Raw genomic sequence first — 13,991 nt, forward strand, 5'->3', positions numbered from 1 at the left:
CGCTTTGCGCACGAACTAGGTACGCTGACACGCTTCCAGAGATGGCTGGATTCGTGCCCCTTCCGGATGTCGCGCCAGTCACGGTGATCTCGACGACGCCGGCCAGGTCGCCTGTACTTCACACGGAGAAGTACTTGCACTCAGGATGATGCAGCACGAACGCGTCCGTCGACTGCTCCGGGTGCAGCTGCAGCTCGTCGCTCAGCGTCACACCGACACGTTCGGGCCTGAGCAGCTCGACGACCTTCCGGCGGTCCTCCATGTCGGGGCACGCGGGGTACCCGAGCGACATCCGCGCACCGCGGTACTCCAGCTTGAACATGCCCTCGACGTTCTCCGGGTCCTCGTCGGCGAACCCGAGCTCGGAGCGCACGCGCGCATGCCAGAACTCGGCCAGCGCCTCGGTGAGCTGCACGGACAGCCCGTGCAGCTCCATGTACTCGCGGTACTTGTTCGCCTCGAACAGCTTCGCCGTGTACGCGGACACCGGCTCACCCACAGTGGCGAGCTGGATGGGCAGCACGTCGAACTGCCCTGTCTCCTCGACCCACGGCTTCGGCCGGATGAAGTCGGCCAGGCACAGGTGCCGGTCGCGCTTCTGGCGGGGGAAGGTGAAGCGCAGCCGCTCCGTCCCCGGCTGACCGCCGGAGCCGCCGTCGGGCGCCCCGATCTCGCCGGACGGCCCCGTCATGCCGGGCCCGTGGTGCGCGACGACGATGTCGTCACCTTCTGACCACACGGGGAAGTACCCGTACACCACGGTCGGGTCCATGACCTGGTCCCGGCGGATCGTCGCCAGCCACTCGGCCAGACGTGGACGCCCCTCGGTCTCCACCAGCTCCTCGTACGAGGCGCCGTCGTCCCCGCGCCCCGGCTTGAGGCCCCACTGGCCCATGAAGGTCGCGCGCTCGTCGAGGAATGCCGCGTAGTCGGCAAGCTGGATGCCCTTGACCACGCGGGTGCCCCAGAACGGGGGAGCGGGGACGGGGTTGTCGGCGGCGACGTCGGAGCGCGTCGGCAGGTCCTCCGGCGCGGTCTCGGTGACCTTGACGACGTTGTGCCGGCGCTTGCGCAGCGCGGGCAGCCCGACGTCGTCGGGTGAGGCGCCGCGCGCCACCGCGACCAGCGGCTCCATGAGCCGCAGACCCTCGAACGCGTCGCGGGCGTAGCGCACGACGCCGGGGAACTGCGACGCGAGGTCGTCCTCGACGAACGTCCGCGTCAGCGCCGCGCCGCCGAGCAGGATCGGCCACTTCTTCGCGAGCCCCCGCGACTCCAGCTCCGCGAGGTTCTCCTTCATCACCACGGTCGACTTCACCAGCAGCCCGGACATGCCGATGACGTCGGCGTCGTGCTCCTCGGCGGCCTCGATCATCGCGGAGATCGGCTGCTTGATGCCGATGTTGATCACGGTGTAGCCGTTGTTGGTCAGGATGATGTCCACGAGGTTCTTGCCGATGTCGTGCACGTCGCCGCGCACGGTGGCGAGCACGATGACGCCCTTGGACTGCTCCTCGGCCCCTTCGACCTTCTCCATGTGCGGTTCGAGGATCGCGACGGCAGCCTTCATCACCTCGGCGGACTGCAGCACGAACGGCAGCTGCATCTGCCCGGAACCGAACAGCTCGCCGACCACCTTCATGCCGCCCAGCAGGTGGGTGTTGACGATGTCGAGCGCCTTCATCCCGTCGGCCAGCGCCGTCTCGAGGTCGCCCTCCAGACCCTTGCGGGCGCCGTCGATGATGCGGCGCTCCAGCCGCTCGCCCACGGGCAGCGCCTCGAGCTCGGCGGCGCGCTGGTCGCGCAGCGCCGCGGAGTCCACGCCGGAGAACGTCTCCAGCAGGTGGGACAGCGGGTCGTGCGTGAGGTTGCCCTCGTCGTCGTAGACGCGCCGGTCCCACACGAGGTTGTCCGCGGCCTCCCACTGCTCGTCCGGGATGGCGGTGCGGGGCAGGATCTTCGCGGCGTGCACGATGGCGGAGTCCAGCCCGGCCTGCACGCAGTGGTGCAGGAACACCGAGTTGAGCACGGTGCGGGCCGCCGGGTTGAGCCCGAACGACACGTTCGAGACGCCCAGCGTGGTGTGCACCTCGGGGTAGCGGCGGGTGAGCTCGCGGATCGCCTCGATCGTCTCGATGGCGTCGCGGCGCGTCTCCTCCTGGCCGGTCGCGATGGGGAACGTGAGGGTGTCGACGATGATGTCGTCCACCCGCATGCCCCAGTCGTCCACCAGCGTGTCGATGAGTCGCGAGGCGATGGCCACCTTGGTCTCGGCGGTGCGGGCCTGGCCCTCCTCGTCGATGGTCAGGGCGATGACGGCGGCCCCGTGCTCCTTGACCGCGGGCATGATCCGCTGGAACCGGGAGCCCGGCCCGTCGCCGTCCTCGAAGTTCACCGAGTTCACCACCGCGCGCCCACCCACGAGCTCCAGCCCGGCGCGGATCACTTCCGGCTCCGTGGAGTCGATCACCAGCGGCAGGGTCGACGCCGAGGCCAGCCGGGAGACGACCTCACGGACGTCCTGGACGCCGTCGCGCCCCACGTAGTCGACGCAGACGTCCAGCAGGTGCGCGCCGTCGCGGGTCTGGGCGCGGGCGATGTCGACGACGTCGTCCCAACGGGACTCCAGCATCGCCTCGCGGAACGCCTTGGACCCGTTGGCGTTGGTGCGCTCGCCGATCGCCAGGTACGAGGCGTCCTGGCTCAGGTCGGTGTGCGAGTACAGGGAGGCGACGCCGTTCTCACGCTCCACCTCGCGCGGGGGCAGCTCGCGCCCGCGCACGGCCTCGACCACCTGGCGCAGGTGCTCCGGCGTCGTGCCGCAGCAGCCGCCCACCATGCCGAGGGAGAACTCGCTGACGAACTGCGTGTGCGCCGCGGCCAGCTCCTCGGGCGAGAGGGGGTAGACGGCGCCGTCCGGGCCGAGCTCCGGCAGCCCGGCGTTCGGCATGCACGTCACCGGCACCTCGGAGTGCCGGGCCAGGTGGCGCAGGTGCTCGCTCATCTGGTCGGGTCCGGTGGCACAGTTCAGGCCGATCGCGTCCACGCCCACGGCCTGCAGGGTGGTCAGGGCCGCGCCGATCTCGGAGCCCATGAGCATGGTGCCGGTGGTCTCGACCGTCACCGAGGCGATGACGGGCACCGAGCGGCCGACGCCGCCCTCGGCGACCGGACGCATCGCGTCGTGGCACGCCGTGACCGCCGCCTTGGTCTGCAGCAGGTCCTGGCTCGTCTCGACCAGCAGGGCGTCCGCGCCGCCCTCCAGGAGCCCGGCGGCCTGCTCGGCGAACGTCTCGCGCAGGTTCGCGTACGTGGTGTGACCCAGCGACGGCAGCTTGGTGCCCGGACCCATCGAGCCCAGCACCCAGCGCGGGTAGTCGGGCGTGGCGAAGGCGTCGGCGCGCTCGCGGGCGATCGCTGCACCGGCGCGGGCCAGCTCGCGGATGCGGTGGTCGATGCCGTAGTCCGACAGGTTGGACCAGTTCGCACCGAAGGTGTTGCTCTCGATCGCGTCGACGCCGACGGCGAGGAACTCGTCGTGCAGGCTGCCGATGAGGTCGGGCCGGGTGACGTTGAGGACCTCGTTGCAGCCCTCGTGCTGCTCGTAGTCGTCCATCGAGGGGTCGGCCGCCTGGATCATCGTGCCCATCGCGCCGTCGGCCACCACCACGCGGGTGTGCAGCGCCTCCCGCAGGGCGGCGGAGCGGGCGTCGGCAGCGGAGAGATCGAGCGTCGAGGTCACCGGCCCAGAGTAGTCGCGACGCCACATATCCCGATGCGGTGACTGCCTCATGAGACCTACCCTCGGGGCATGGCCGCCACGCAGACCTCGACCCATCTCGCCCCGATCGCCGAACGGGCGGACGCCCCGGCGTCCCTTCCCTCGATCACCGCGGGGGACCTGACCTGGCGGCCCGCGGTCGCCGACGACGCGCCGGCGCTGCTCGACCTGCGCAACACCATCGCCGAGGCCGACGCCGAGCCGTACCGCGAGACGCTCGAGGAGATCACCGACCTGTTCGACGCCCCGTGGCGCCGCTTCGACACCGACTCCCTGCTGGGCGTCGACGCCGAGGGCACCCTGCGGGCCTACGGGTTCGTGGAGACCATGCCGGGGGACACCCGCACGGTCCGCGCCTTCCTCTTCGGCGGCGTGCACCCGGACCGCCGGGGCGAGGGCATCGGCCGTGAGCTGTTCGCGTGGCAGCTCGCCCGCGGACGGCAGGTGCTGGCGGCCTCCGGCAAGGACCTGCCCGCCCGCCTCGGCGTCTTCGCCGAGGACGACGGCCCGGTCGCCAAGCTGCACCTCTACGAGCGCGCGGGGCTCGCGCCCCGCCGCTTCTACACCGAGATGCGACGCGACCTGCGCGACCTGGCGGGCGCCCCGCTGCCCGAGGTCGAGCTCGCGGGCTCGCTGCGCCTCGTGCCGTTCAGCGACGAGTACGACGACGCCGCGCGCCTGGCGCACAACGACGCGTTCCGCGACCACTGGGGCAGCGAGCCGCAGACCCCCGAGCAGTGGAGCCGAGGACGCACGGCCTTCGTGCCGCAGTGGTCCTACCTCGTCGTGGACGACGCCCCCGACGTCGAGGCGCTCGTCGCCGACCCGGACACCGACGCCGAGACCGCCGCCGCGCTGCGCGCCGGAGAGCCGCTGGTCGTGGCCTACGAGATGGCCGCCCGGTTCGACGAGGACTTCGAGGTCAAGGGATACACCTTCGGGTACACCGAGCTGCTCGGGACGCGCCGCGCCTACCGGGGCCGCAAGGCGGGCCTGGCGGCGCTCGCGGCCGGCATGCGTGCCTTCGCCGCCGACGGCATGGAGTACGCGGGCCTGGACGTCGACACCGCCAACCCCTCGGGCGCGCACGGCATGTACGCGGCCCTCGGCTTCGAGGTCACGCACTCCTCGCGGATGCTCTCGATCGAGCTGTAGGCGCTACGCTCCCACGGGTGACTGCCGCCCCTGCCGACCGCCCGTTGCTGAGCTCGCGCGCCGCCCGCGTCGCGGCCGGCGTCCTCGCCGCGCTCGCCGTCGTGCACCTGGTGGCGCAGCTCCTCGACCTCACTCCGGTGGCCGATGCCACCCAGTGGTTCCTCATGCCGGCGCTCGCGGCCACCCTCTGGTGCACGACGACGTCGCCCCGGTCGCGCCTGGTGCGCCTGACCCTCGTCGCGCTCGGCTTCTCCTGGGTGGGCGACACCCTGCCCGACGGGTTCTCCGGCGACGCGGCCTACCTGGCGATGGTCGGTGCGTTCCTCTGCGCCCAGGTGATGTACGTGGTGGCGTTCTGGCCCCACCGGCGCGAGTCGGTGCTGGTGCGTCACCCGGCGGCCTCCGCGGTGTACGTGTTCCTGGCCGTCATGCTGGTGGCCACGTCGCTGCCGGGCGCGCCCGGCGTGCTGGGGGTCGCCGTCGTCGTCTACGCGGTGTGCCTGACCTCCATGGCGGTGCTGGCCACGGGCGTGCACGGGCTCGCCGCGATCGGCGGCCTGCTGTTCCTCTTCTCCGACGCGATGATCGCGCTCGGCCTGTTCGCCGACGCCGTGCCGCCCCTGTCCGAGTTCTGGATCATGGCGTCCTACGTGCTGGGTCAGGTGTTGATCGTCGCCGGGGTGGTGGCGCGTCAGCGCGGCTGAGACGTGCGCTGGAGCCACGCCTCCGGTTCGTCCAGGCCGGTGAACCCGGCGCGCAGGTACACTCCGCGGGCCTCGGGGGCGGCCTTGAGCAGGACCCTCTTGAGGCCGAGGGTGTCCAGGTCGGCCAGCGCGCCGTCCACGAGCCGCGTGCCGAGCCCTCGCCCACGGTGCGCCGGGTCGACGATCACGTCCGCCAACCAGGCGAAGGTGACGCCGTCGGTCACCGCGCGGGCGTAGGCGATCTGCTCGCCGGTGGCCGTGTAGATCCCGTAGTTGCGCGAGGCGGCGATCGCGGCGTCCTGGGTGGCTCGGGTGCGGCCGGCGGCCCAGTAGGCGTGCTCGCTCAGCAGCTGGTGCACGCGGGCGTGGTCGAGGCGGGCCGGGTCGGCAGAGAACTCGTCGGTCACGGGGCGATCCAAGCATGCGGGCGCCGGGTGGGGCGCACGGCTCTCACGATGCGACGGTCTCCTCGCGGCGGAGGAGCGCGGCGTCCAGGTAGTCGGCGCCGAAGGTGCTCTTGCGCTGGTCCAGCGTGCCCGGGCGCATCTGCTCACGCTACCGGCGTGAGTGTCGGTGGTCACACCTACGCTCGGGGCATGGACATCATCCTGGTACCCGGATTCTGGTTGAGCGCGTCTGCCTGGGACGCCGTCACCCCGCCGCTCGTGGCCGCGGGCCACACCGTCCACCCGTTCACGCTGCCGGGGATGGGCTCGGTCGACGACGACCGGTCCGGCATCACCCTGGAGGACCACGTCGGTGCCGTGGTGGCGGCGGTCGACGCGCTGGACGACGCGCAGGTGGTCCTGGTGGGACATTCCGGTGGCGCGGCGGTCATCCACATGGTCGCGGATCGCCGTCCCGGGCGGGTCGTCCGCAACGTCTACGTCGACTCGGTGCCGATGGGGCACGGCAGCGTCATCAACGACGAGCTGCCCGTCGTGGGCGACGAGATCCCGCTGCCCGACTGGTCGGTCTTCGACGAGCCCGACCTGGTGGGCCTCGACGACGACCTGCGGGCGCGGTTCCGCGCGGCCGCGGTCCCGACGCCGGCCCGCGTGGCGTCCGATCCCGTCGTCCTGAGCGACGAGCGGCGCTACGAGGTGCCGACCACGGTCATCGCCTGCGAGGCGTTCGAGGGCTTCGACAGCCCGAGCTCGATGTACCGGCACTTCATGGGTGCGGGCTCGCCGTACACGGCGGAGCTGGCAGCGATGCACGACTACGAGATCGTCGACCTGCCCACGGGCCACTGGCCGATGTTCACCCGTCCGGTCGAGCTGGGGGAGGCGATCGCCGCCGCCGTCTCGCGCTGACGGGCGGCTGGCGCCCGCGGACCGATGTGCGGTGGCCAAGGACTCCGAGACTCGCGCCCTGTCTGACCCTCGCCATGTCGAGCCTCGGCGTGGTCAGCCGATCGCCGCCACGGGCCCGGCCAGCGGCGTCCCCGAGCCGTCGCGGCGCGGGCTCTCCTCCGGCAGCTCGGCGGGCTGACCGCCCGAGCCGACGGCCCGCGCCGGCCCCTCGCCGACCCAGGCCAGGACGAGGGAGTCCTCGCCCTTGAGGAAGCGGTGCGCCCGCACGCCGCCCGTGGCCCGGCCCTTGCCGGGGTACAGCTCGTAAAGCGTCACCTTGGCCGACGCCGCGCCGGTGCCCGGCAAGGCCCCGGACGCGCCGGCGATCGTCACCACGGTGTACAGGTCACGCGTCGCTGCTCGCACGACGCCGAAGAACACCACGCGCTGGTCCGCACCGAGGCGGATGCCCGCCATGCCGGCCGCGGACCGACCCTGCGGTCGCACGGCCGAGGCGTCGAAGTGCAGCAGGTTCGCGTCAGAGGACATGAAGACGAGCTCGTCGTCGTCGGCCGCCGGTGCGGCCCCCACGACGGCGTCGCCGTCCTTGAGCGAGATGACGTCCCACACGTCCCCGTTGCGCGGGGCATCGCCCGCGGCGAGTCGCTTGACGACGCCGTTGCGTGTCCCGAGGGCGAGCGTCGGCGCGTCCTCGGCCAGCGAGACCACGGCCAGCGCTTCCTCGCCCGGGTCCAGCGTCACCATCTCGCGCACCGGCACCCCGCCGGACAGCGACGGCGGGCCGTCCGTGGACGGCATGGACGGCAGCTCGAGCACGGAGATCTTGTGCAGCCGACCGGTGGTGGTGACCAGACCGATCTCGGCGCGCGTCGTCGCCGCGACGTCGCTGCGCAGCGCGTCATGAGCGTGTCGTCGCCCGGCCCGCTCGACCGGGGCGTCCGCGCCCTCTCCCGAGGTGCGCGCGAGCAGACCTGTCGCGGACAGCAGCACCCGGGTGGGGGCGTCCTTGATCTCCAGGTCGATCGCGGGAGCCTTGCGGCCGCGCGCTGGGGCGGCCGCAGCCGACGACGCCGTCCCCCCGGCGGAGTCCAGCAGCACGGTCCGGCGCGGGGTGCCGTAGGTGGCGGCGACCTCGCCCATCTCGTCCGAGACGACGGCGTGCAGCTTCGCCTCGTCGCCGAGGATCTCCTCCAGGGCCGCGATCTCCTTCTCCAGCTCCGACTTCTCGGTCTCGAGCTCGATGCGGGAGAACTTGGTGAGCCGGCGCAGCTGCAGGTCGAGGATGTACGTGGCCTGCGGCTCGGACAGGTCGAAGACCGACTGCAGCCGTTCGCGAGCGGTGGCGGCGTCGTCGGAGGTCCGGATGACCTGGATGACCTCGTCGATGTCGAGGATCGCGACGAGCAGACCCTCTACCAGGTGCAGGCGGTCCTTGCGCTTGGCGAGACGGAAGGTCGAGCGGCGGCGGACCACGTCCACACGGTGGTCGACCCACACGCGCAGCAGGTCCAGGAGGCCGAGGGTGCGCGGCTGGCCGTCCACGAGGGAGACGTTGTTGATGCCGAACGAGTCCTCGAGCGGCGTCGTCCGGTAGAGCTGCTCCAGCACGGCCTCCGGGTCGAACCCGGTCTTGACCTCGATGACCAGCCGCATCCCGTGCGAGCGGTCGGTGAGGTCCTGGACGTTCGTGACGCCCTGGATCTTCTTGTTCTTCACCCCGTCGGCGATCTTCTCGATCACCTTCTCCGGGCCCACCGTGTACGGCAGCTCGGTGACGACGATGCCCTTGCGGCGCGGCGTCACGTTCTCGATGCGGGCGGTGGCGCGGGTGCGGAAGGAGCCGCGGCCGGTGCGGTAGGCGTCGCGCACGCCGTCGAGCCCGACGATCTTGCCGCCGGTGGGCAGGTCCGGGCCGGGGACGTAGCGCATGACGTCCTCGAGGGTGGCGCCGGGGTTCTTCAGCAGGTGCTGACCGGCGGCGACCACCTCGACGAGGTTGTGCGGCGGCATGTTCGTCGCCATGCCCACCGCGATGCCGGAGGCGCCGTTGACCAGCAGGTTCGGCACGGCCGAGGGCAGCACCTCGGGCTGGGTGAGCTTGTTGTCGTAGTTCGGGACGAAGTCGACGACGTCCTCGTCCAGGCCGGCGGTCATCGCCATCGACGGGGCCGCGAGGCGGGCCTCGGTGTACCGCGGGGCGGCCGGGCCGTCGTCGAGCGAGCCGAAGTTGCCGTGGCCGTCCACCAGCGGCAACCGCAGCGAGAAGCTCTGCGCCAGGCGTACGAGCGCGTCGTAGATGGCGGTGTCACCGTGCGGGTGCAGCTTGCCCATGACCTCGCCCACCACGCGCGAGGACTTGACGTACGCGCGGTCGGGGCGCAGCCCCATGTCCGACATCATGTACAGGATCCGGCGCTGCACGGGCTTGAGCCCGTCGCGCGCGTCGGGGAGCGCCCGCGAGTAGATGACGGAGTACGCGTACTCGAGGAACGACGTCTCCATCTCCGCGGCGACGTCGATGTCGACGATCTTCTCGTCGAACGGCTCGTCGGCGACGGCTGCGGCCTTCTTGCGCGCCATGCGGTGCGGCTCCCTGGATCGTTCTCGGCTGCGAGGTGGTGCCCGACGGCGGCATATCGGCCCCGTACGGACGTTCGAGGGAAGCGTAGCGCCAGTGCGCGGCAGGGCGGTGCAGACGGGCCGATGCGTGCTCGACAGGGCGCCGTCTCGAAGATGGTTCACTTGTTCGAGGAGCATCGCGGCGAGATTGCGGAGGGTAATCCTGATGGCCAACGTTCTGGTGACGGGTGCGTCCCGGGGGATCGGTCGTGCGATCGCGGTGGCTCTTGCCGGCCGTGGTGACCGGGTCGCTGTCCACTACGGCTCCGACCGGGAGGCGGCCGAGGAGACGCTCGGACTGCTGGCCGGCGCGGGGCACACGGTGGTGGGCGGGGACCTGGGCCGGCCGGAGGGCGCCGAGAGCATCGTCACGGCGGCGACAGGGGCGCTCGGGGGAGTCGACGTCCTCGTCAACAACGCGGCGATCGCGCCCAGCGCACGCCGTCATCATCCGATCGAGACCGTGGACTACGCGGACTGGCAGCGGATCTGGCGGGAGATGATCGACGTCGACCTCATCGCTGCGGCGAACATGACGTATCTCGTCGCGCGGCAGATCATCGCCCGCGGTACCGGTGGGACCATCGTGAACATCGGCTCCCGGGGAGCGTTTCGCGGTGAGCCGGAGTTTCCCGCGTACGGAGCGGCCAAGGCCGCGCTGCACGCCTTCGGGCAGTCGATGGCCGTCGCCCTCGCCCCGCACGACATCGCGGTCGCGTCGGTCGCTCCGGGGTTCGTCAGCTCCGAGAGGCAGGCGGCCAAGCTGGCGAGCCCGACGGGCGACGCCGTGCGGTCGGAGAGCCCGTTCGGGCGGGTAGGGACGCCGGAAGAGGTCGCGCACGCGGTGCTGTACCTGACCTCCCCGGGGGCGGTCTGGGCCTCAGGCGCGATTCTCGACCTCAACGGCGCCTCCCACCTGCGCACCTGAGCTCTGGCGCGACGGTTCGACCCGGTGCACCGGCCGATGAGCACCACCTCGCCGCCCTGGTTTCTGCTCGGGCGACGTCGCTGACACCCCGAGGTCAGTCCAGGTCGAGGTGCAGCCTCAGCGCGTCCTCGACGGCCGCGAGTTGTTCACGTGTCAGGCGGCCCGCACGTTCGACCAGTCGTGAGACGTCCAACGCCCGAACCTGCTCTGCCTGCGCCTTGGAGTCGCGTGGCAGTCCGGAGGACTCCTGGTCGATCAGCACCTGGAACGTCAGCACCCGGCGAGTGCTGCTCGTCAGTGGCACGACCGTGAGGACGCCGCGTCCGAGGCGTCGCGCCACCCTGTTGTGCGCGTCGTGGGACACGATGACGACCGGCCGGACCTTGTCGGACTTGGAACCTCGCGAGGGGTCGAGGTCCGCGAGCCAGATCTCACCGCGGTGCATCGGCGTCCAGTCCGTCGCCGACGGTCGCATCCCAGGCGTCGGCATCGTCCGAGTCCGCCCACTCCTCGATCGCCTCGGCGTACTCGGCCTCCAGGTCACGGGCCTGCAACGCCTTGATCGCGGCATGGATCGTCGCCGAGCGTGAGGACAGTCCCACGCGCTCGGCGTAGGCATCCAGGTAGCGCAGATCTTGCTCCCGCAGGCTCACACTGACTTTCATACCCTTGATGCTACTCCGGTAGTCCGCTCCCATGCCCGGGACTCGGAGGGGACACCCGAGTGCCCGGTGCGCGCAGCGGATAGCCTGCTCGGATGGAGGATCTGCGCCCCGCCCCCTACCCGGTCGAGTGGGAGGCCGACGTCGTGCTGCGCGACGGCACCACGATGCACGTGCGCCCGATCCGGCCCGACGACGCCGATGCGATCCAGCGGTTCCAGGAGGGCCAGTCGGAGCGGTCCGCGTACTTCCGGTTCTTCGCGCCCATCAAGCGGCTCACGGACCGTGAGCTCTCGCGCCTCGTCACCCTCGACCACCAGGACCGCGTCGCCCTGGTCGCGGTCCGCCCCGGGACGGACGACGACGGCGCCGAGCGCGACGACGTCCTCGGCGTCGCCCGGTTCGACGTCATCACCGACGGCGAGGCGGAGGTCGCGTTCAACATCGCCGACTCCGTGCAGGGCAAGGGTCTGGCCTCCGTGCTCCTGGAGCACGTCGCGGCGGCCGCGCGCGAGCGCGGGGTGCGGCGCTTCACGGCGGAGGTCCTGCCGCAGAACTCCTCGATGCTCGGGGTCTTCCGCGACGCGGGCTACGAGATCAGCCAGCACCTGGACGACGGCATCGTCTCCGTCGGCATCGACCTCGACCCCACCGAGCGCTCTCGCGCCGTCATGGCCGACCGGGAGCACCGCGCCGAGGCGCGCTCGATGGCGGGCCTGCTGTCGGCGCGCCGCGTCCTGCTGGTCGGGCCCGGCCGGGGGGAGCAGGGGCACGACGACGGCACCCCCGAGGCGCTGCTCGCCCGTCGCGTCCTGGACGCCCAGGTCAACGACCCCGGCGACACCGAGCTCGTCGTCCTCGACCCGCCCGGCGACGTGCCCGACGGCGTGGAGCACGCGGCCGGGTGGGACGCCGTCGGGCAGGTCGATCTCGCCCTGCTGGCCGTGGAGCCCGACGACGCCGTGGACACCGTCCGGCGGATCGCCGCCACCGGGGCGCGCGGCGTCGTCGTGCTGTCCGGCGGGTACGCCGAGGCCGGCACCGACGGCCTGGAACGCCGCCGCGAGCTGCTGCGCACCGCGCACGCCGCCGGGATGCGCGTCGTGGGGCCGGTCTCCTACGGGGTGCTCACCACCACGCCGGGTGCCGCCCTGCGCGCCAGCCTCGCCCTGCACCCGCCGCGGCCCGGCGTCGTCGGCCTCTTCTGCCAGTCGGCGGCGGCCGCCGTCACCCTGGCCGCGACGTTGGAACGGCGCGGACTCGGTGTCTCGTCGATGGTCTCTGCGGGCCACCGCGCCGACGTCTCCGGCAACGACCTCATGCAGTACTGGCAGGACGACGACGCCACCGAGGTCGTGTGCCTGTACCTGGAGTCCATCGGCAACCCGCGCAAGTTCTCCCGCATCGCGCGGCGGCTGTCCGCCGTCAAGCCGGTGGTGGTGGCCACCGCGGGCCGGTCCGGCCAGGTGGTCCCGCCCGGGCACGCCGTGCGCGCCACGCACGCCCCGCGACGGCTGCTGGACGAGCTGCTGCGCCAGTCCGGCGTCATCCAGGCCGCCAACACCCACCAGCTCATGGACATCGCCCAGGTCCTCGCCCACCAGCCGCTCCCGGCCGGGGGCCGCGTGGGGATCCTCGCGTCCTCGGCGGCGCTCGCTGCCCTCGTCGCGGAGGCCGCGGCGTCAGCCGGCCTGACCGTGGCCGCCTCCAGCGACTTCCTGCGCCCGCACGCCCGCGAGGAGCAGATCGCCCAGACCGTCGACGCGCTCTACGCACCCGGCGCGTGCGACGCTGTCGTCGTCGTGGACGTGCCCGTCGTCCAGCCGCGTACCGGGGCGATCGCCCGGGCGGTGGCCGAGGCCGCCGCCCGCACCGGGCGCACCACCGTCGCCTCCATGCTCGGGCTGCACGGCATGCCGGACGAGCTCACCGCCGAGGCGCCCGACGGCCGCATCGTCCGCATCCCGGCGTTCTCCACGCCCGAGGACGCCGTCGTCGCGCTCGGCAAGGTGGTCGAGCACGCCGGCTCCCGGGCCGAGGAGCGCGGCCACTACGTGATGCCCGACGGCGTGGACGCGCGCCGGGCGCGCCGCCTCGTCACCGGCTGGCTCGCCGGGCGTGACGCGTGCGACCTCGACGCCGACGAGGCCGCCGAGCTGCTCGCCTGCTACGGCCTGCGCCTGTGGCCGTCCCGGCAGGTCAGCACGCCCGAGGAGGCGGTCGCCGTCGCGGACGAGCTCGGCTGGCCCGTCGCGCTGAAGAGCGCCTCGCCCGCGCTGCGGCACCGCAGCGACCTCGGGGGAGTGCGGCTCGACATCGCCGACGCCGCCGAGCTGCGCGCCGACGTCGCCCGGATGCGGGAGAACGCCGCCACGGTGCTCGGCGTGCAGGACGCGGTCTTCGAGGTCCAGTCCATGGCGCCGGTGGGGGTCTCCTGCGTGATCCGCTGCGCCGAGGACCCGCTGTTCGGCCCGATGGTGTCCTTCGGGCTGGCCGGCGACGCCGTCGACCTGCTCGACGACGTCGCGCACGGCATCCCGCCCCTGACCGACGTGGACGTCTCGGCCCTGGTGAGCACCGTGCGCGCCGCGCCGCGGCTGTACGGCTACGGGGGAGCGCCGCCCGCGGACGTCGACGCGCTCGAGGACGTCCTCGCCCGTGTCTCCGTCATGGCCGACGACCTGCCCGAGCTCGCCTCCCTGGAGCTGTACCCCGTGACGGTGGCCGAGCAGGGCGCCTCGGTGCTGCACGCCACCGTGCGGCTGCGCCCCGCGGGCCGCCGCGCCGACTCCCTGCGCCGCGCCCTGCCGGGCTGACGGCGGCGTG

The 13,991-nt window shown here is 72.4% G+C and carries 10 protein-coding genes; 5 read left to right on the forward strand and 5 right to left on the reverse strand.

Annotation, left to right across the window (positions count from 1 at the left end; all coding sequences use genetic code 11):
* Positions 1–118: 118 nt before the first annotated feature.
* A complete protein-coding gene (gene metH / locus HDG69_RS12170; RefSeq protein WP_343036417.1) occupies positions 119–3,742 on the reverse strand; it encodes a methionine synthase in 3,624 nt (1,207 codons plus the stop codon).
* Positions 3,743–3,811: 69 nt separating this feature from the next.
* Between metH and HDG69_RS12175 the strand changes: the two genes are divergently transcribed.
* Together HDG69_RS12175 and HDG69_RS12180 are read left to right on the forward strand one after the other, a co-directional pair.
* A complete protein-coding gene (locus HDG69_RS12175; RefSeq protein WP_171784108.1) occupies positions 3,812–4,936 on the forward strand; it encodes a GNAT family N-acetyltransferase in 1,125 nt (374 codons plus the stop codon).
* 17 nt (positions 4,937–4,953) lie between these two features.
* Positions 4,954–5,640 (forward strand): lysoplasmalogenase family protein, encoded by a 687-nt coding sequence (locus tag HDG69_RS12180; protein WP_171784109.1) that lies wholly within the window; start codon positions 4,954–4,956, stop codon positions 5,638–5,640.
* Here the strand turns inward: HDG69_RS12180 and HDG69_RS12185 are convergent.
* The gene (locus HDG69_RS12185; RefSeq protein ID WP_171784110.1) at positions 5,628–6,047 is read right to left on the reverse strand and encodes a GNAT family N-acetyltransferase; all 420 of its coding nucleotides are present in this window, start codon (positions 6,045–6,047) and stop codon (positions 5,628–5,630) included. The genes HDG69_RS12180 and HDG69_RS12185 overlap by 13 nt on opposite strands.
* A gap of 189 nt (positions 6,048–6,236) precedes the next feature.
* Here HDG69_RS12185 and HDG69_RS12190 point away from each other — a divergent pair, with 189 nt between their 5' ends.
* Complete coding sequence (locus HDG69_RS12190; RefSeq protein WP_171784111.1) at positions 6,237–6,956, forward strand: alpha/beta fold hydrolase; 720 nt, start codon at positions 6,237–6,239, stop codon at positions 6,954–6,956.
* A 93-nt stretch (positions 6,957–7,049) separates the two neighbouring features.
* On the opposite strand, the gene HDG69_RS12195 is transcribed toward HDG69_RS12190, so the two are convergent.
* Positions 7,050–9,536, reverse strand: coding sequence for a DNA gyrase/topoisomerase IV subunit A (locus HDG69_RS12195; protein WP_171784112.1), 2,487 nt, complete (start codon positions 9,534–9,536; stop codon positions 7,050–7,052).
* Positions 9,537–9,741: 205 nt separating this feature from the next.
* Here HDG69_RS12195 and HDG69_RS12200 point away from each other — a divergent pair, with 205 nt between their 5' ends.
* Complete coding sequence (locus HDG69_RS12200; RefSeq protein ID WP_171784113.1) at positions 9,742–10,503, forward strand: SDR family NAD(P)-dependent oxidoreductase; 762 nt, start codon at positions 9,742–9,744, stop codon at positions 10,501–10,503.
* A 94-nt stretch (positions 10,504–10,597) separates the two neighbouring features.
* On the opposite strand, the gene HDG69_RS12205 is transcribed toward HDG69_RS12200, so the two are convergent.
* On the reverse strand, positions 10,598–10,948 hold the full coding sequence (locus HDG69_RS12205; RefSeq protein ID WP_171784114.1) for a type II toxin-antitoxin system PemK/MazF family toxin: 351 nt from the start codon (positions 10,946–10,948) through the stop codon (positions 10,598–10,600).
* Positions 10,935–11,168: a ribbon-helix-helix domain-containing protein gene (locus HDG69_RS12210; RefSeq protein ID WP_171784115.1), complete on the reverse strand. Its 234-nt coding sequence runs from the start codon at positions 11,166–11,168 to the stop codon at positions 10,935–10,937. Before HDG69_RS12210 ends, HDG69_RS12205 begins: the two co-directional genes overlap by 14 nt.
* Before the next feature lie 92 nt (positions 11,169–11,260).
* Here HDG69_RS12210 and HDG69_RS12215 point away from each other — a divergent pair, with 92 nt between their 5' ends.
* Entirely contained in the window at positions 11,261–13,981 is a 2,721-nt protein-coding gene (locus HDG69_RS12215) for a GNAT family N-acetyltransferase (RefSeq protein ID WP_171784116.1), read from the forward strand.
* Positions 13,982–13,991 lie beyond the last annotated feature (10 nt).

The organism is Isoptericola halotolerans (assembly GCF_013149785.1).
GTDB classification, from domain to species: domain Bacteria; phylum Actinomycetota; class Actinomycetes; order Actinomycetales; family Cellulomonadaceae; genus Isoptericola; species Isoptericola halotolerans.